Source organism: Sutcliffiella halmapala, from assembly GCF_050107295.1.
Lineage (GTDB): Bacteria > Bacillota > Bacilli > Bacillales > Bacillaceae_I > Sutcliffiella_A > Sutcliffiella_A halmapala_A.
In genome coordinates this window covers 1-16,499 of the sequence record NZ_JBNIKR010000006.1, presented here as the reverse complement: position 1 = coordinate 16,499, position 16,499 = coordinate 1, and the positions used below count along the sequence as shown (strand labels likewise).

19 protein-coding genes are annotated in these 16,499 nt (G+C 42.4%); all 19 read right to left on the bottom strand.

What is annotated here, in order from left to right; translation table 11 throughout:
- Nucleotides 1-28 precede the first annotated feature (28 nt).
- The gene (gene trmFO, locus ACQCT5_RS11150) at nucleotides 29-1,333 is read right to left on the bottom strand and encodes an FADH(2)-oxidizing methylenetetrahydrofolate--tRNA-(uracil(54)-C(5))-methyltransferase TrmFO (protein WP_499641866.1); all 1,305 of its coding nucleotides are present in this window, start codon (nucleotides 1,331-1,333) and stop codon (nucleotides 29-31) included.
- Between the two features lie 119 nt (nucleotides 1,334-1,452).
- Nucleotides 1,453-3,531, bottom strand: coding sequence for a type I DNA topoisomerase (topA, locus tag ACQCT5_RS11145; protein ID WP_499641864.1), 2,079 nt, complete (start codon nucleotides 3,529-3,531; stop codon nucleotides 1,453-1,455).
- 548 nt (nucleotides 3,532-4,079) lie between these two features.
- Nucleotides 4,080-4,949 carry a DNA-processing protein DprA gene (dprA, locus tag ACQCT5_RS11140; protein WP_499641862.1) on the bottom strand — a complete coding sequence of 290 codons (870 nt, stop codon included), beginning with the start codon at nucleotides 4,947-4,949 and terminating at the stop codon, nucleotides 4,080-4,082.
- Nucleotides 4,950-5,031: 82 nt separating this feature from the next.
- Nucleotides 5,032-5,934, bottom strand: coding sequence for a succinate--CoA ligase subunit alpha (sucD, locus tag ACQCT5_RS11135; protein WP_499641860.1), 903 nt, complete (start codon nucleotides 5,932-5,934; stop codon nucleotides 5,032-5,034).
- Nucleotides 5,935-5,952: 18 nt separating this feature from the next.
- Nucleotides 5,953-7,113, bottom strand: coding sequence for an ADP-forming succinate--CoA ligase subunit beta (gene sucC, locus ACQCT5_RS11130; RefSeq protein ID WP_204413655.1), 1,161 nt, complete (start codon nucleotides 7,111-7,113; stop codon nucleotides 5,953-5,955).
- A 417-nt stretch (nucleotides 7,114-7,530) separates the two neighbouring features.
- Nucleotides 7,531-7,815 (bottom strand): EscU/YscU/HrcU family type III secretion system export apparatus switch protein, encoded by a 285-nt coding sequence (locus ACQCT5_RS11125; RefSeq protein WP_499641857.1) that lies wholly within the window; start codon nucleotides 7,813-7,815, stop codon nucleotides 7,531-7,533.
- A gap of 23 nt (nucleotides 7,816-7,838) precedes the next feature.
- A complete protein-coding gene (locus ACQCT5_RS11120; protein WP_499641851.1) occupies nucleotides 7,839-9,152 on the bottom strand; it encodes a hypothetical protein in 1,314 nt (437 codons plus the stop codon).
- Nucleotides 9,153-9,171: 19 nt separating this feature from the next.
- Complete coding sequence (gene rnhB / locus ACQCT5_RS11115; protein ID WP_499641849.1) at nucleotides 9,172-9,945, bottom strand: ribonuclease HII; 774 nt, start codon at nucleotides 9,943-9,945, stop codon at nucleotides 9,172-9,174.
- A gap of 67 nt (nucleotides 9,946-10,012) precedes the next feature.
- A complete protein-coding gene (gene ylqF / locus ACQCT5_RS11110) occupies nucleotides 10,013-10,870 on the bottom strand; it encodes a ribosome biogenesis GTPase YlqF (RefSeq protein ID WP_499641847.1) in 858 nt (285 codons plus the stop codon).
- A 38-nt stretch (nucleotides 10,871-10,908) separates the two neighbouring features.
- The gene (gene lepB, locus ACQCT5_RS11105; RefSeq protein ID WP_499641845.1) at nucleotides 10,909-11,463 is read right to left on the bottom strand and encodes a signal peptidase I; all 555 of its coding nucleotides are present in this window, start codon (nucleotides 11,461-11,463) and stop codon (nucleotides 10,909-10,911) included.
- Nucleotides 11,464-11,694: 231 nt separating this feature from the next.
- Nucleotides 11,695-12,039: a 50S ribosomal protein L19 gene (gene rplS / locus ACQCT5_RS11100; RefSeq protein ID WP_417900575.1), complete on the bottom strand. Its 345-nt coding sequence runs from the start codon at nucleotides 12,037-12,039 to the stop codon at nucleotides 11,695-11,697.
- Nucleotides 12,040-12,157: 118 nt separating this feature from the next.
- On the bottom strand, nucleotides 12,158-12,904 hold the full coding sequence (trmD, locus tag ACQCT5_RS11095) for a tRNA (guanosine(37)-N1)-methyltransferase TrmD (protein WP_499641843.1): 747 nt from the start codon (nucleotides 12,902-12,904) through the stop codon (nucleotides 12,158-12,160).
- Nucleotides 12,905-12,906: 2 nt separating this feature from the next.
- Entirely contained in the window at nucleotides 12,907-13,425 is a 519-nt protein-coding gene (gene rimM / locus ACQCT5_RS11090; protein ID WP_499641842.1) for a ribosome maturation factor RimM, read from the bottom strand.
- A 177-nt stretch (nucleotides 13,426-13,602) separates the two neighbouring features.
- A complete protein-coding gene (locus ACQCT5_RS11085) occupies nucleotides 13,603-13,833 on the bottom strand; it encodes a KH domain-containing protein (protein ID WP_417900578.1) in 231 nt (76 codons plus the stop codon).
- A gap of 8 nt (nucleotides 13,834-13,841) precedes the next feature.
- A complete protein-coding gene (gene rpsP / locus ACQCT5_RS11080; RefSeq protein WP_417900579.1) occupies nucleotides 13,842-14,114 on the bottom strand; it encodes a 30S ribosomal protein S16 in 273 nt (90 codons plus the stop codon).
- Nucleotides 14,115-14,233: 119 nt separating this feature from the next.
- A complete protein-coding gene (ffh, locus tag ACQCT5_RS11075; RefSeq protein ID WP_499641839.1) occupies nucleotides 14,234-15,580 on the bottom strand; it encodes a signal recognition particle protein in 1,347 nt (448 codons plus the stop codon).
- Nucleotides 15,581-15,592: 12 nt separating this feature from the next.
- Nucleotides 15,593-15,922, bottom strand: a complete 330-nt coding sequence (locus tag ACQCT5_RS11070) for a putative DNA-binding protein (RefSeq protein ID WP_499641837.1) — start codon at nucleotides 15,920-15,922, stop codon at nucleotides 15,593-15,595.
- A gap of 154 nt (nucleotides 15,923-16,076) precedes the next feature.
- Nucleotides 16,077-16,256: a hypothetical protein gene (locus ACQCT5_RS11065; protein ID WP_499641835.1), complete on the bottom strand. Its 180-nt coding sequence runs from the start codon at nucleotides 16,254-16,256 to the stop codon at nucleotides 16,077-16,079.
- Nucleotides 16,257-16,282: 26 nt separating this feature from the next.
- Nucleotides 16,283-16,499, bottom strand: a 217-nt coding sequence (locus tag ACQCT5_RS11060) for a hypothetical protein (protein ID WP_499641833.1), incomplete at its 5' end; no start/stop codon positions are given.

Genomic DNA, 16,499 nt, shown 5'->3' with positions numbered 1-16,499 from the left:
AATTTAGTAGCCCTTGCAATTAATTTGATTAACTTTTTACAAAATTCTGAATTGTTTCCAACGCTCTCCTAGCATGTGCTTCATTGCGTTCTTGTTTATTCTTTATTTTAGTCGGCAAATCAGGGAACAAACCGAAATTGGCATTCATAGGCTGGAAGTTCTTAGCATTTGTTGATGTAATATAATGTGCCATACTTCCAATAGCAGATTCTTTAGGAAACTCCACTGGCTCTTCACCTGTTACCATCCTCGCTGCATTGTAGCCAGCTACAAGACCTGAAGCGGCTGATTCGACATACCCTTCAACCCCGGTCATCTGTCCTGCAAAGAAAAGATTATCCCTTGCTTTAAACTGGTACGTTGCTTTAAGCAAGTTAGGGGAATTGATGAACGTATTTCGATGCATGACGCCATAACGGACAATTTCTGCATTCTCCAGACCAGGTATTAATCTTATCACATCTTTTTGAGGACCCCATTTTAAATGTGTCTGAAAACCGACAATATTATACAAAGTTCCAGCAGCATCATCCTGGCGAAGCTGTACTACCGCATATGGACGTTTATCGGTTTTTGGATCTTCGAGTCCGACTGGTTTGAGAGGACCAAAGAGCATCGTCTTTTTCCCGCGGTTTGCCATGACTTCAATCGGCATACACCCTTCAAAGAAGATTTCCTTTTCGAATTCCTTCAAAGGGACCGTTTCCGCTTCGATCAGGGCCTCGTAGAATGTATTGAACTGCTCCTCTGTCATCGGGCAATTCAAGTATGCTGCTTCTCCCTTATCGTATCTGGACTTCAAGTACACTATATCCATATTGATGCTGTCTTTTTCAATAATCGGTGCTGCAGCATCATAGAAGTAAAGATACTCTTCCCCAGTCAGGGATCGAAGTTGGTCTGAAAGTGCTTTTGACGTTAAAGGCCCTGTTGCGATGATGGTGGGACCTTCAGGAATTGCTTCCACTTCCTCGTTAAATACCGTTACATTCGGATGGTTTTTCACCATTTCGGTAACCTTTGCAGCAAACTCATGACGGTCAACTGCTAAAGCCCCACCAGCTGGAACGGCACATTCATCCGCTGATTTTATGATAACGGAGTCCAGTATCCGCATTTCTTCCTTTAGTACTCCAACAGCATTTGTCAGTGTGTTCGCTCTTAAAGAGTTGGAACATACCAATTCTGCAAATTTATCTGTATGGTGTGCTGGTGTTTGCACAACCGGCCTCATCTCGTATAAATGAACTTGAATCCCTCTATTTGCAAGCTGCCAAGCCGCTTCACTACCTGCTAAACCAGCTCCAATAACAGTTACTACTTGTTTTGTCATAATATTTCTTTCCTCCAAATCTGCAAACTTACTGACCCAATATCAACAAGCCGCCTAAAAACTACTTTACCAAATGAAAAGGGGCTGACGCAAAGTGTTGAGGTGTCAGTCCCTTTTTGTCATGCTTGCTGCTCTTCTTTGTAATCACACTCAACGCATTGTACTTGAACGCCCTTTTTCAGCTTCTTCTCTACAAGCAGAGATTCACATTTTGGACATTTACGGGCAATCGGTTTATCCCATGATAGGAATTCACACGTTGGATACTGGTCACATCCATAGAAAATTCGTTTCTTTTTACTCTTTCTTTCCACGATATTCCCTTTTTCACATTTAGGACAAGGTACGCCAATATCCTTAACGATCGGCTTGGTATTTCGGCAATCCGGGAAATTGGAACATGCCATGAACTTGCCATAGCGTCCCATTTTGAAAACCATTTCGTGTCCGCAAAGTTCGCAGTCCTCACCAGCAGGTTCATCTTTGATTTCGATTTCCTGCATTTCCTGTTCTGCTCTTTCCAGACGTTTGGCGAATTCATGGTAAAACCCATCAATGATATGGACCCAGTTCACCTTGCCATCTTCCACATTATCCAGATTCGTTTCAAGATTTGCGGTAAACTCCACATTAATGATTTCAGGGAAAAATTCCAATATTAATTGAATGACGATGTTTCCAAGTTCAGTTGGAACAAATCGTTTATTATCCAGTGCCACATAGCCACGCTTCTGGATGGTGTCAAGAGTCGGTGCATACGTCGAAGGTCTACCTATTCCCAGCTCTTCCAAGGTCCTTACCAGTCTGGCCTCTGTATACCTTGGTGGAGGCTGTGTGAAATGCTGCTTCGGATCTACATCCTTTGAGAAGACATTATCGCCTTTCTCAAGTGCTGGAAGCAGGTTTTCCTTTTCTTCCTGCTGGTCATCACTACCTTCAACATATACCTTCATGAAGCCGGGAAATTTAACTGTAGAGCCTGTTGCACGGAACATCACATCATTTTGTGCAAGATCGATGGAAACTGTATCTAATATTGCAGGTGCCATTTGACTTGCAACAAAACGTTCCCAGATTAGCTTATACAATCTGAATTGATCACGGGACAAGTATTCCTTTACGGACTGTGGGTCTTTCATGGTAGAAGTCGGACGGATTGCTTCATGTGCGTCCTGGGCATTGGCCTTTTTCGTTTCTTTTCGTTGTTCAGTCGAAAGAAATTTCTGACCAAATGTCTTTTCTATGTACTCTACCGCTTCTTTTTTAGCCGTCTCGGATATCCTGGTGGAGTCTGTTCGCATATAGGTGATCAATCCTACGGTTCCTTCTTTCCCCAGTTCAATTCCTTCATACAGCTGCTGTGCAAGCATCATCGTTTTCTTGGCACGATAGTTAAGCTTTCGGGCCGCTTCCTGCTGTAGCGAAGAAGTGATAAACGGCAATGCCGGATTACGTTTGCGTTCCTTTTTTGTGACACTCTGGATTTCAAAGGAGTTGCCTTCCAATTTCCCAAGAACGGTTTTAACATCCTCTTCAGACTTCAATTCGGTCTTCTTCCCATCCAATCCATAGAAGTTGCCCTCAAATTCCTTTGAATCATTGGTGATGAATGAACCCTTGATGGTCCAATATTCCTCAGGTGTGAAGGCATTGATTTCATTTTCTCGATCGATGATCAGTCGGACGGCTACTGATTGAACACGCCCTGCACTTAATCCTTTTTTAACCTTCTTCCAGAGAAGCGGACTGATATTATAGCCTACAAGGCGATCCAGAATTCTTCTTGCCTGCTGGGCATCCACTACATCGAGGTTGATAGGCCTTGGATGCTTAAAGGATTCCTTGATGGCATCTTTCGTAATCTCATTGAAAACAACCCTGCAGTCCGAATGCAGATCAATATCAAGGCTATGTGCCAAATGCCAAGCAATTGCTTCCCCTTCGCGATCCGGGTCAGCTGCAAGATAAATTTTCTTGGCTTTTTTGGCTGCTGTCTTCAGTTCCTTAAGTACAGGTCCCTTTCCTCGGATGGTAATGTACTTTGGCTCAAATTCGTGTTCCACGTCCACACCCATTTGGCTTTTAGGCAGATCCCTGACATGTCCCATCGATGCTTTTACTTTATATTTTTTTCCCAAATATCGTTCAATTGTTTTTGCTTTAGCTGGTGATTCCACTATCACTAAGTATTCTGACATTCAATAATCCTCCTCAAGAGGGTAAATTCTTAGAAAAAATTGGCCTCATGCCATTTGTTTTCTCAAAGTTTTTAACAACCACTTTTACATTCAATTTTTATCAATAGGTAAATTTTTTGTTTTTATAGTTTTAGTTCAGTTAAAAGCCGCTGTTGATTTCCGCACTAGGCGCAGCGACCCAAGGGGCGTTTGTTGAGCTTCCTCCCGCAGGAGTCTTCGCCTATTGCTCCAATCAACAGCTAGTCAAGCTTAAATAACAATACTAAGTTTTAACATTGCATTATTTTTTTATATATCATTCTTTAAATCTTCACCATTATTAAATATTCGAGATGGGTTTGTCAAACAACTTCCCATTCCTTCTATTTACTATGTAGTCAGATATCGCGCTTTTCATACTTGCTTGCATGAAAAAAAGTACAACTAATGAATATCGTTGTACCCTATAATAATATAGACATATAATCATTTGTAAAGTAAAAAAAGAAAATTTTTATAAAAAATTGAAATTTATTTGTCATTTTATATGGAAATTTTAGAAAATTCCACTATTTGAGTTCATTTAGGATATCATGGTGACTCATTACCAATTTGGCACCTTGTTGTATCAAGCTGTTTGTTCCTGCTGCGGTCGGTTCCACAATCGATCCCGGAACAGCAAAGACCTCCCTGCCTTGTTCTAGAGCCTGATCTGCGGTAATCAAGCTTCCGCTTTTTTCTTTTGCTTCTATTATAATAACCCCTTCGCTCAGTCCGCTGATAATTCGGTTCCTTTTTGGAAAATGCCATTTTTGTGGAGATGTGAATGGGGGATATTCGGAAATCAGTAGATGTTCTAACGCAATGTAGTCTGCTAGTTTCTGATTTTCTTTGGGGTATATTTTCATTAAACCACTACCGAGTACGGCAATGGTAGAACCTTTATGTTCCAAAGTAAGTCTATGAGCAAGCGTATCCACCCCCTTCGCCAACCCGCTTACGATGACTAATCCTTCTTTTACTAATGGCGGTATCATTTTCTGAAGGGATAACCGACCATTTTCCGTCATATTTCTTGTCCCGACCACCCCCAGAATCCTTGCTTTCAACAAATGTGGGTTACCTTTTGTATATAAGACCAACGGTGGATCGTATATCTCCTTCAGTAGAGGAGGATATTCTTCATCAAATATTGTGATAATACGTATCTTTTCCTTTTCATAGACGTCAAGTAGGTGGTCAAATTGGAGGTTTTTCATGTAATCAAAGATGGTAAGAGATTTTTGAGGAGAAAGAGAAGTGAGCTGGGAGATTTCAGAAGGAGAAAGTTGGTGAAAGTTTGCAAGGGTAGGGTCCATTTTAATCAGGTTAATAATGACAGAATCGTTCAGAAAAGGGCAATGATGAAGGGCAATAAATCTTTTTTTCCATCGTTCCATACGGTCGCAGCACCTCATTAAATTTTTTTTGAATATGATAAATAGGAATAGCCGTCTCCGACTATTCCTATTCAATCAATTATTAATGTGTTTTACATTTATCGTAAATGCCTTGTTCTTTGATCACTTTGATAAGTGTTTCTCCCATTACAGATGGAGTATCTGCAACTTCGATACCACACTCATTCATTACACGGATCTTCTCGTCAGCTGTACCTTTACCACCGGAAATGATTGCGCCAGCATGGCCCATACGTTTTCCTGGAGGTGCAGTACGTCCACCGATGAATCCAACTACAGGTTTTGTCATATTTTCTTTCACCCATAGAGCCGCTTCTTCTTCGGCAGTTCCACCGATTTCACCAATCATGATAACTGCATACGTATCTTCGTCTTCGTTGAATGCTTTTAGCACATCAATGAAGTCTGTTCCGTTGACCGGGTCTCCACCGATACCTACTGCTGTAGATTGGCCGATACCTTCTTGGGATAATTGGTGTACCGCTTCATATGTCAATGTACCAGAACGGGATACTACCCCTACATGGCCTTTCGTATGGATGTAGCCAGGCATGATTCCGATCTTGCACTCATCAGGAGTGATGACACCTGGGCAGTTAGGACCCACTAAGCGAGTCTTTTTCCCGTCCATATAGCGTTTCACTTTTACCATATCAAGAACCGGGATGTGCTCAGTAATACAAATAGCCAAGTCCAAATCAGCGTCAACCGCTTCCATGATTGCATCTGCTGCAAACGGAGCTGGAACATAGATTACAGATGCATTGGCACCAGTAGCCTTTACCGCTTCTTCAACTGTGTTAAATACAGGTACACCTTCCACTTCAGTGCCGCCCTTACCAGGTGTTACACCACCAACGATCTGCGTACCATACTCCAGCATCTGTTTTGTGTGGAACAAAGCTGTAGATCCAGTAATACCTTGTACGATTACTTTTGTATCTTTATTAATAAATACACTCATGTATGCTCCCTGCCTTTCTTATCCTACTTGCGCTACGATTTTTTGTGCTCCATCAGCCATGGATTCAGCTGCAACGATATTCAGACCAGATTCACGTAAAATCTGTTTTCCTAAGTCAACGTTCGTACCTTCCAAACGTACAACCAGAGGAACTTCAAGTCCTACTTGCTTCGCAGCTTCCACTACTCCAGTAGCAATGATGTCACACTTCATGATACCACCGAAAATGTTAACAAAAATACCTTTTACATTATCATCAGAAAGGATAATCTTGAAAGCTTCTGTTACTTTCTCAGCAGTAGCACCGCCCCCAACGTCCAGGAAGTTAGCAGGGTCTCCACCGTAATGCTTGATGATATCCATTGTTGCCATCGCAAGACCGGCACCATTAACCATACAACCGATGTTTCCATCCAGGGAGATATAGCTTAGGTCATACTTGGAAGCTTCGATTTCTTTTGCATCTTCTTCTTCAAGATCACGATATTCAACAATGTCTTTATGACGGTAAAGAGCATTTGCATCAAAGTTCAACTTTGCATCAAGTGCCATTACCTTTGCATCACCAGTTACAACTAGTGGATTGATTTCAGCAATCGAACAATCTTTTTCTACAAAAGCTGTGTATAAACTCATCATGAATTTAACAGCTTGTCCCACTAATTCTTTCGGGATGTTGATGTTGAATGCGATTCGACGAGCTTGGAATCCTGTTAATCCAACAACAGGGTCAATTACTTCTTTGAAGATTTTCTCAGGCGTATGCTCAGCCACTTCTTCAATCTCCGTTCCACCTTCTTCAGATGCCATTAACACAACACGAGAAGTTGCACGGTCCAATACTAACCCGATATAATATTCTTTCTTAATATCGCAGCCCTCTTCAATAAGTAAACGTTTTACTTCTTTTCCTTCCGGGCCTGTTTGATGAGTAATCAATGTTTTGCCTAAAATCTCGTTTGCATATTCGCGGACTTCATCCAAATTCTTCGCAACTTTAACGCCGCCGGCTTTACCGCGGCCACCTGCGTGGATTTGCGCTTTTACAACACAAACTTCTGTTCCTAATTCTTTCGCAGCTTCTACTGCTTCTTCTACAGTAAATGCAACGCGGCCATTCGGAACAGCTACCCCGTATTTTCTGAGGATCTCTTTTCCTTGATATTCATGGATATTCATTTCCCATCCTCCAATCTTATGTATCGCAAAAATAATAGTTAAAGGGTCTTTTCGCATACATTGTTGTTTTGACGTAACCAATGTAAACACGTAATATTACTTACTTTCGTGCTCTTTTCCCGTGTAATAGATTTATTTTCTATTTGAATTAACGGGGATAAATGCAGTAAAAAATCCAAAATCCGATTTTTTACGGACAAAAGCAACAAACTTTACGAAAAGAGCCTAGTTAAAAAATAGACTGCGCTTTCATTTTATTAAAAGGTTTGTCAAATGTCTACCTTTCTGCAAAAATATTATACTATTTTCAAAAAATTATCGTTTGACACCTAGATTTTGTATTAAATGAGGTTCAAAAATGCCGAAAATTGAATTTTTGACAGATTATTCAATTATTTTGTTATTTTAATAAACCTTCTATCTCCATAATTCCGGGGAATCACCTTTCTCCTTCTGATGCAATTGATACACAAAGGACAGGACCTCCGCTATCACCTCATACAGCTCCTCCGGGATGCTTTCATTCAATTCGATCTCGAGAAGCATCTCTATCAGAGCTGAATCCTCCTGAAGCGGGATATTGTGCTTCACTGCTTCCTGGATGATGTTTTCCGCTACAATGCCCCTTCCCTTTGCACTGACAACTGGCGCGGAATGCTTTGCTTTATCATACTTCAAAGCAACTGCTTTCTTTCTTTCCATAGACGCTTCACCTTGGCTATTGCTCATATTCGAAAGTCCACTCCTTCCTCGGAAGTGCTGAATATTTGTTTGACAAAATCCAAAGGCAACTCCTCAAGCTTATCTTCTTGCTTTTGAACTGTTTTTACCGATGAGAGAATATAACCCTTCTGGGAGAGATTTTCTTTAAGCTGAGGTAGCCCCTTCTCCACCAAATCACCTAATGGAGGGTAGGAGTGGTGGATGGAAAAGGTAATCACTCTTTGTTGGACGAACAAGTCGACCAAAGTGGTGGAAAAGAGCGGCAAATCGAGATAAAGGACAATACGGCAATAATCAGGATCAATTCCCTCGCCCTTTTTCTTTTTGGAACTCAGATGAACATACCACTCCCTGGATTCTTTCTCGACCACTACCGGGATAGGAAGGAATAGGTGTTGAAAAGAACCCTCTTCCCTGTTAAGGAGTTGAAAACCTGTTAATTTATTTACAAGCTTTGCGACATAGCCGCTATCCTCCTTATTCATCATGCCTTTCGCATATTCGAGCAGTAAGGGCTTGAGTTGCTCTAACGGATGGGTTGATAAAGACTGTTGTGAGTGGAGCCTTTGAAACAGGGTATTTTCATAATCCAACCCTGTATTGGAAAATAGCTGTTTCAAAAACAGCACCATTTCCTTTTGAGACTGGAGAGGGGCTGGAATTGTAATCTTTTCAAGCTGCGCTTGCAGTTTCAATGTTTCGGGGCTTGCATCCCGTGACACATTGATTAGTTGTTTCACCTTTTCCAGAGTACTTCCCAAAGATTCATCATCGAGCAAGGCTGCAGTCAGTAATGGCAGGTTTTTATATACAGCTTCAGGTGTGGCAGCATTTCGAACGATCAAGAATTTTGTCAACTCCATCACAATCTCCTTTTGAGCACCTTGAAATCCATCAATAACTTTTGCCAGCTGTTGAAGGTCAGCGGGAGCGAGCTTCACCGCTGCTTCTCTTGTGTGCTGCTCCAGCCTTTGTATAGAAGACTGTGGTTGAAGATGTTGCAACCCTTTTGATGGCGTTCTGTTCCCGGGCAAGGGATTTGCAGCATTCTCAATGGCCTGTATTGTGCGGTCCACTTTGAGAACTATCCCCTCTTCTTCACTCATACTATGAAACACATATTCTTTTCCCACTTCAACAGCCCCTGAGATCTTGGCTGAAAAAGAGACTCCCCCTTTTTGAATGGTAAAAAGAGCACCATTCAGCTGCTCTGTCACCTTTGCCTGAAATATGCCCGGCAGCTTATGTTTGCCCTTTTCCAGTTTATTTAATAGACTGTCCGGAATTCTATGCTGTATAAGCTGCCAAATATTCATCGCCCTATTCCCCTTTTTCTCAACTCACTACCAATTCTTTTACAGGGGAAAAGGAGTGTCGATGCTCCTCCATGATCCCCACTTCTTTTATAGCCTCCAGATGTTCACTTGTTCCATATCCCATGTTCTTTTCGAAACCATATTCAGGGTATTGTGCCGCAAGTTCTTTCATATACGTATCACGTGCCTCTTTTGCAAGCACAGAACTCGCTGCAATGGAAATACTCTTAGCGTCCCCCTTGATGATGGCAGTCTGAGGAATATCAAGGTCGAGCTTCATGGCATCGATCAGGAGATGATCCGCTTTAATTGATAATTGTTCAATCGCCAATCGCATCGCAAGCTTCGTAGCTTCATAGATATTGATCCGGTCGATTGTCTTGGAGTCCACAACCCCGATACCGAAGCTTACGGCATGCTCTCTTATATACTCATTGAAAAAAGCGCGCTTGGAAGCTGATAACTTCTTGGAGTCTGTCAGACCAAGAAGTTGAAAGTTTTTCGGCAGGATGACCGCTGCCGCAATCACAGGTCCTGCCAGAGGTCCCCTACCAACTTCATCTACCCCTGCAATATGGTGATACCCCTGTTGATAAAGGGAATTTTCATATTGGCTCATTTCTTCAAACTGAGTATGTAATTGGATGTCCTGCTCGATTCTTTTTTCCCATCGCTTCACTAAAACCTTTACGCCCTTCCGTTCGTCGTCTTTCAGGGAGTCCAGAAAGGGATCATCGGCGCTTTTCAACTCTCTCAGCTTTGCTTCTATCTCTTTTATCGGAGTGTTCTTCATTGTGTTTACCTCTCATTTTTCATTATCTGGCATAAATAAAAAAAGGCAGCAAAAAATTGCTGGCCTCCTATAACTGTACAGGTGCTTCAAAGCTAAGTTTTCCGAGCTTCTCTTGCCTAATTTCCCTGATGACCAGCTCAGCGGTCTTATCGTAGTCCACATGGCCACCACTCATCATACAGCCGCGTTTGGAGCCGATTGCATCGAAGAGATCCACTATATCTTCAGGGATTTCCTCCAGTGCATAGCGTTCACGCAGTCTATCCGGGTAGTGCTCGGTCAGGAAACGCAATGCAAAAACTGCAATATCCTGAAGATTGATGATGGTATCTTTGATGGCTCCTGTAGTCGCAAGACGATATCCGACCATCTGATCTTCAAACTTCGGCCAAAGGATACCAGGGGTGTCCAATAGCTCGAGCTCTTTTCCAACCTTCACCCATTGCTGGGCTTTGGTCACTCCGGGACGGTCACCGGTTTGTGCGATATTCTTTTTTGCCAGCCTGTTGATCAGGGTGGATTTCCCTACGTTCGGAATACCCACTATCAAAGCCCTGATCGCTCGGGGACGTATCCCGCGGGACTGCATTTTATCGAATTTTTCCTTCAACAGCTCTTTTGAAAGGGAGGATATCTGCTGAAGGCCCTTCCCTGTCTGGGAGTCGATGGCTATCGCCTTTGTTGTCTCCCCTTTAAGGTTGAAATAGTCCAACCACTGCTTGGTGATTCTTGCATCAGCCATATCCGCTTTATTCAACAGGATGATGCGAGGCTTGTTTGCTACAATCTCATCGATCATCGGGTTGCGCGAAGATACTGGAATACGAGCATCCACCAGTTCGTAAACGATATCTATTAATTTTAGTTTCTCTGTTACCTGTCTCCGGGCTTTTGCCATATGCCCCGGGAACCATTGAATTGTCATTGCCTGATGCCTCCTGAAGTCCTTACCGTTATCTTGCCTTAATCCACCATTCTCAGATCAGCCAATGGCCAGTATACGATATTCGTCTTGCCTAGCACTTCCTCTTGACTGATAGTGCCGATATGACGGCCATCCCTGCTGTAACGGCGGTTATCCCCCATTACAAAGATGTGCCCTTTCGGAACAACCTTTGAACCTGTACGCTCTTCCAAAGTGAAATCCTCGGTTAGCGGACCGTCCCCTTGTAGCTGTTCCTTGTATTTGTCCAAATATGGCTCTTCGTACGGTTCACCATTGATGTACAATACATCATCCCGGTATTCTATTTCATCTCCCGGCAATCCAATTACACGTTTGATATAATCCTTGTCTTGAGTTGCATGGAAGACGACAATATCAAATCGTTCCGGATTTCCAATCTTATATCCGATTTTATTGACAATCATTCTGTCTTTATCATGAAGAGTCGGCATCATGGATTCTCCGTCTACCACTATTGGTGCGAAAAAGAAATAACGAATGCCTGCTGCCAGTAAAACAGCGATTGCCAAAGCTTTTACCCATTCCCAAAGCTCATTTTTAGAACGTGCCATATCAGTTCCTCCGCTACTCTCAATTAGTGTGTAACAACATGGATGAAAATATATGCCAGACCGGCCAAGCATTAACGATCGGTCTGAAACTCCCCGAATATAACCTTGTCTACCAATTGCCCATATGTATTCTCTTCCTATTATATACCTTCTATTAGGTTTGGGAAAACTCCAAGCGACATAGATTTCTGATTAACAAAAAAAGAGCTTGTCACCAAGCTCTCCCTTTTATTATCGAATTTCTTTGATACGCGCTTTTTTACCACGTAATGCACGAAGATAGTAAAGTTTCGCACGACGTACTTTACCACGACGAACTACATCGATTCCTTCAATCTTTGGAGAATGAACAGGGAATGCACGCTCTACACCTACACCATAAGAGATCTTACGAACAGTAAATGTTTCGCTGATGCCGCCGCCACGACGCTTGATTACTACTCCTTCATACACCTGAATACGCTCACGTGTACCCTCGACAACTTTAACGTGTACACGTACAGTGTCTCCGGAACGGAAAGCTGGAAGATCAGTTTTCAATTGACCTTGCGTAATTTCTTGAATTAATTTTTGCATAGTTTTCTACTCCTTTTCCACAGATGTTCATTCCATACTTCTGATGCAGCGGAACATCGTTTTAAGACATAGCTAGGCTAAGTCACAAAGAGTATAATAGCATATTGAATAAAAAAAATCAATATCTCTTATCCTCTTTTTTAATCTCCTCCAACCATACTTCCTGTTCTTTCGTCAACGTGTATGCATTAAAAAGATCTGGTCTTCTCTCCCATGTTCTCTTTAGCATTTCCTTGGAACGCCATTTTTCGATATGTGCATGATTGCCTGACAATAATACATCAGGCACCTTCATCCCCCTGAAGTCAGCCGGCCTTGTGTAATGGGGATGCTCTAAAAGACCCGTGCTGAAGGAATCCTGTTCATGAGATTCCACTTTTCCAAGCACATCAGGCAAAAGCCTTACCACACTGTCCACGATGACCATGGAAGCCAGTTCCCCGCCAGTCAGGACAAAATCCCCGATAGACAGCTCATCTGTTACGATGTGTTCTCTGATCCGCTCATCATAGCCTTCATAATGGCCGCAGATGAAGATAAGATGCTCTTCCTTGGAGAGCTCCTCCGCTTTCTTCTGGGTGTAGCGCTCGCCTTGAGGACACATAAGGATGACACGGGGCCTTTTAGCAGCGGTGGATGACCTCAGGCTTTCCACCGCATCAAAGATGGGCTGAGCCTTCAGTACCATCCCTGCACCACCCCCAAATGGGTAATCATCTACTTTTTTATGTTTATCCGACGCGTATTCACGAAAATCCGTCACCCGATACTCCACAGCCCCCTTGTCGGCCGCCTTTTTCAGAATGGAGGATTGCAGAACACCTGGAAACATTTCAGGGAAGATAGACAGAATATCAATCTTCATTATTAGAACAGCCCCTCTAATGGCTCGATAATTATGGTCTTTTCTTTTACATCCACCTTTTTGACAACCGATTCGATGTAAGGGATCAGGATGTCTTTCCCTTTTTGAGGCTTCACTACCCATACATCATTCGCCCCGGGTGTCAGCACTTCGGTAACTGTGCCGATCTCCTCCATGTTTTCCTGTAGCAACACCTTGCAGCCGACGATTTCGTGGAAATAGTATTCCCCTTCTTCCAAGTCCCCTAACTGGTCCTCAGGAACCTTGACGATGGCTCCTTTTAATCCTTCCACTTGATTGACGTTATGATATCCTTCAAACGTCAACAGATCAAAAGACTTGTGAACTCTTCTCGACTCCACCACTACCTCAAGCGGTTCCTTCTGATCGGGCAGGAATAGATAAAGGCGATTTCCTTTTTTATAGCGCTCTTCCGGGAAGTCGGTTCTTGATACAATCCGGACTTCTCCCTTGATTCCGTGCGTATTCACCAATTTCCCTACATTAAACCATTTTGACACGCATAGCACCTCCATATACTTTTTCTTCCGACATTTATGTAGCATTATTTTACCCTTAATCAATCAAATATCCTATAAAAATACGTGTTAAAAAAGTAGGATAAATTTCTAAGCTAGTTTTACCGGTCTTTTTGAACATCCTCTAAAACAGGAAAAAGGGAAGCTATAAAGCCTCCCCTACTCCAGTATTTCTAATTGTACTCGTTTATTTTCATGAGAGGCAGCAGCGAATAATACAGTTCGAATCGCTTTTGCAATTCTTCCCTGCTTGCCAATCACTTTCCCTAAATCATCTTGATGTACTGCGAGTTGATACGTGAGGGCATTACCTGTTGCCTTTTCCGTAACAACCACCTGCTCTGGATGATCTACCAACGACGTCACAATTGTTTTAATCAGTTCTGTCATCTGATCTCTTATTTGCTTAATTTAGCATTGTGGAATTTTTCCATAATACCTTCGTTAGAGAAAAGGTTACGAACAGTGTCAGAAGGCTTCGCGCCATCTTGTAACCATTTTAAAGCTAGGTCTTCATTGATTTTAACTTCAGCTGGTTGTGTTACAGGATTGTAAGTTCCAACTGTTTCAATGAAACGTCCATCACGAGGAGAACGAGAATCTGCTACTACGATACGATAGAATGGGGATTTTTTAGAACCCATACGTTTTAAACGAATTTTAACTGCCATTTTGTAAAGCACCTCCGAAAATATTTCACACAAGATAGTATGATAACAAGTAGTTACTTGTTTGTAAAGTGTTTTTTCTTGTCACTTGATTTATTAAGAGAAAAAATGGTGAGAATGACTTACATGAAAGGAAACTTGAATCCGCCTTTTTTCCCTTTTCCTTTTTGCATGTTCGTCATTTGTTTCATCATTTTTTTCATCTCTTCGAATTGTTTGAGTAGACGGTTCACTTCCTGGACAGGACGTCCGCTACCTTTTGCTATCCGTTTTTTGCGGCTAGCATTGATCAGATCTGGATTTTCTTTTTCTGCTTTTGTCATGCTTTGGATAATCGCTTCCACATGACCAATCTGCTTTTCATCTACCTGGACGTTTTTCAGGCCTTTCATTTTGTTCGCACCAGGTATCATCCCCAAGATTTCATCGAGAGGCCCCATGCTTCTTACTTGACCTAATTGCTCCAGGAAATCATCAAACGTAAAGCTCATCGTACGCAGCTTCTGTTCAAGCTCTTTCGCTTTCTCTTCGTCTACATTCGATTGTGCCTTTTCAATAAGTGTCAGCACATCCCCCATACCTAAAATACGGGAGGCCATACGCTCAGGATGGAAAGCTTCAAGGGCATCCAACTTTTCTCCCATACCAATAAACTTGATCGGAGTATTCGTTACCGCCTTAACAGAAAGCGCCGCACCACCACGAGTGTCTCCATCCAGCTTAGTTAATACAACTCCCGTCAAGCCCAGCTGTTCGTTGAAGCTTTCCGCTACATTGACAGCATCCTGACCAGTCATCGCATCCACCACCAGGAAGATTTCGTCCGGTTTGGAAATTTCTTTCACCTGTTTTAACTCGTCCATCAATGCTTCATCAACATGCAGACGTCCGGCAGTATCGATCAACACATAATCATGGTGCTCATCTTTAGCCTGTTGGATGGCCTGCTTCGCGATTTCCACTGGACTAACCTTGTCTCCAAGGGAGAAAACCGGCATGCTTAATTGTTTTCCTAAGGTTTCAAGCTGTTTGATTGCTGCAGGACGGTAAATATCGGCAGCTACTAGTAGTGGCTTTCTATTGTGTTTTTTACGCAATAGGTTTGCCAGCTTTCCGGTAGTGGTCGTTTTACCAGCACCCTGTAGACCCACCATCATAATGACGGTCGGCGGACGGTTGCTTACAGCAATTTTACTTTGTTCCCCACCCATCAGTTCAGTCAGTTCTTCTTTAACTACCTTGATGACCTGCTGACCGGGTGTAAGACTTTTCATGACTTCTTGTCCAACTGCACGTTCATTAACACGTTTGACAAAGTCTTTCACTACTTTGAAGTTTACGTCCGCTTCTAGTAGAGCCAGTCGAACCTCACGCATCATCTCTTTGACGTCTTGTTCGCTAACTTTACCTTTTCCACGAATCTTCTGTATCGTATTTTGCAAACGGTCGGCTAAACCTTCAAATGCCATGTATGCCGCCCCCTAATCTAATTTCTCGAGCGATTCGATAAATGTTATAAGCTCTTCTTTTGACGGATTGGTCAAAAGTGTACCCTTCAACTGGTTTATCAGCTCTTGCCGCTCTTGAAACTTTTGAAATAACAAAAGTTTTTCTTCATATTGTTCAAGCATCTGTTCCGTACGTTTGATGTTGTCGTACACCGCTTGACGACTTATGTTATATTCCTCTGCTATCTCACCAAGGGAGTTATCTTCTAGGTAATACAAAGCCATATAACTTCTTTGCTTTGGCGTCAACAACGATTGATAGAAATCATAGAGATAGTTCATTCTCGTTGTTTTTTCTAGCATCCTACTCACTCTCCCTTGTTAAGTGAAATGCCTTTACAATAAGATAGTTTACATTTTGTTTGGGGGGATGTCAAGTTTTTTCCTTGTCATGTGGTCTAGGGGGTGTATGGTTGGTGGAATTAGTTATAGTCAGCTGTTTTAATACTCGTCGATTTTAGCTGAAATCGAGCTTCACTGAGTTTTTGTTGTTTAAAAGAATGGATACGTAGAGGATGTCCTGCAAGTTGGTTTCCGTAGTAAGTGTTGTGGTTTCATTTATTCGAAGCTTTTGAGACCACCATTCCCACCTTTCCTCCGGTTTCGCGGTCTCAACCAGCCCTTTTGAGACCACCATTTCCCTCTTTCTCCGGTTTCGCGGTCTCAACCAGCCCTTTTGAGACCACCATTTCCCTTTTTCCCCGGTTTTGCGGTCTCAACCAGTCCTTTTGAGACCACCATTTCCCTCTTTCTAGTCAAGTCCTGGTTATTGTGTAAAATTGTAGGCAATGGTTTCAACCCTACTATTATTATTTTTTTGCGAAACTTCCATGGACTTTTTTCTTCATATCTGGGAAGGGATGTCAAAGGCTTTTCACTT

What these genes read in the sequence shown, in the direction of transcription:
- trmFO (WP_499641866.1), bottom strand. Translation starts at nt 1,333, where the DNA reads ATGACAAAACAAGTAGTAACTGTTATTGGAGCTGGTTTAGCAGGTAGT.
- topA (WP_499641864.1), bottom strand. Translation starts at nt 3,531, where the DNA reads ATGTCAGAATACTTAGTGATAGTGGAATCACCAGCTAAAGCAAAAACA.
- dprA (WP_499641862.1), bottom strand. Translation starts at nt 4,949, where the DNA reads ATGGAACGATGGAAAAAAAGATTTATTGCCCTTCATCATTGCCCTTTT.
- sucD (WP_499641860.1), bottom strand. Translation starts at nt 5,934, where the DNA reads ATGAGTGTATTTATTAATAAAGATACAAAAGTAATCGTACAAGGTATT.
- sucC (WP_204413655.1), bottom strand. Translation starts at nt 7,113, where the DNA reads ATGAATATCCATGAATATCAAGGAAAAGAGATCCTCAGAAAATACGGG.
- ACQCT5_RS11125 (WP_499641857.1), bottom strand. Translation starts at nt 7,815, where the DNA reads ATGGAAAGAAAGAAAGCAGTTGCTTTGAAGTATGATAAAGCAAAGCAT.
- ACQCT5_RS11120 (WP_499641851.1), bottom strand. Translation starts at nt 9,152, where the DNA reads ATGAATATTTGGCAGCTTATACAGCATAGAATTCCGGACAGTCTATTA.
- rnhB (WP_499641849.1), bottom strand. Translation starts at nt 9,945, where the DNA reads ATGAAGAACACTCCGATAAAAGAGATAGAAGCAAAGCTGAGAGAGTTG.
- ylqF (WP_499641847.1), bottom strand. Translation starts at nt 10,870, where the DNA reads ATGACAATTCAATGGTTCCCGGGGCATATGGCAAAAGCCCGGAGACAG.
- lepB (WP_499641845.1), bottom strand. Translation starts at nt 11,463, where the DNA reads ATGGCACGTTCTAAAAATGAGCTTTGGGAATGGGTAAAAGCTTTGGCA.
- rplS (WP_417900575.1), bottom strand. Translation starts at nt 12,039, where the DNA reads ATGCAAAAATTAATTCAAGAAATTACGCAAGGTCAATTGAAAACTGAT.
- trmD (WP_499641843.1), bottom strand. Translation starts at nt 12,904, where the DNA reads ATGAAGATTGATATTCTGTCTATCTTCCCTGAAATGTTTCCAGGTGTT.
- ACQCT5_RS11085 (WP_417900578.1), bottom strand. Translation starts at nt 13,833, where the DNA reads ATGACAGAACTGATTAAAACAATTGTGACGTCGTTGGTAGATCATCCA.
- rpsP (WP_417900579.1), bottom strand. Translation starts at nt 14,114, where the DNA reads ATGGCAGTTAAAATTCGTTTAAAACGTATGGGTTCTAAAAAATCCCCA.
- ffh (WP_499641839.1), bottom strand. Translation starts at nt 15,580, where the DNA reads ATGGCATTTGAAGGTTTAGCCGACCGTTTGCAAAATACGATACAGAAG.
- ACQCT5_RS11070 (WP_499641837.1), bottom strand. Translation starts at nt 15,922, where the DNA reads ATGCTAGAAAAAACAACGAGAATGAACTATCTCTATGATTTCTATCAA.
- ACQCT5_RS11065 (WP_499641835.1), bottom strand. Translation starts at nt 16,256, where the DNA reads ATGGTGGTCTCAAAAGGGCTGGTTGAGACCGCGAAACCGGAGGAAAGG.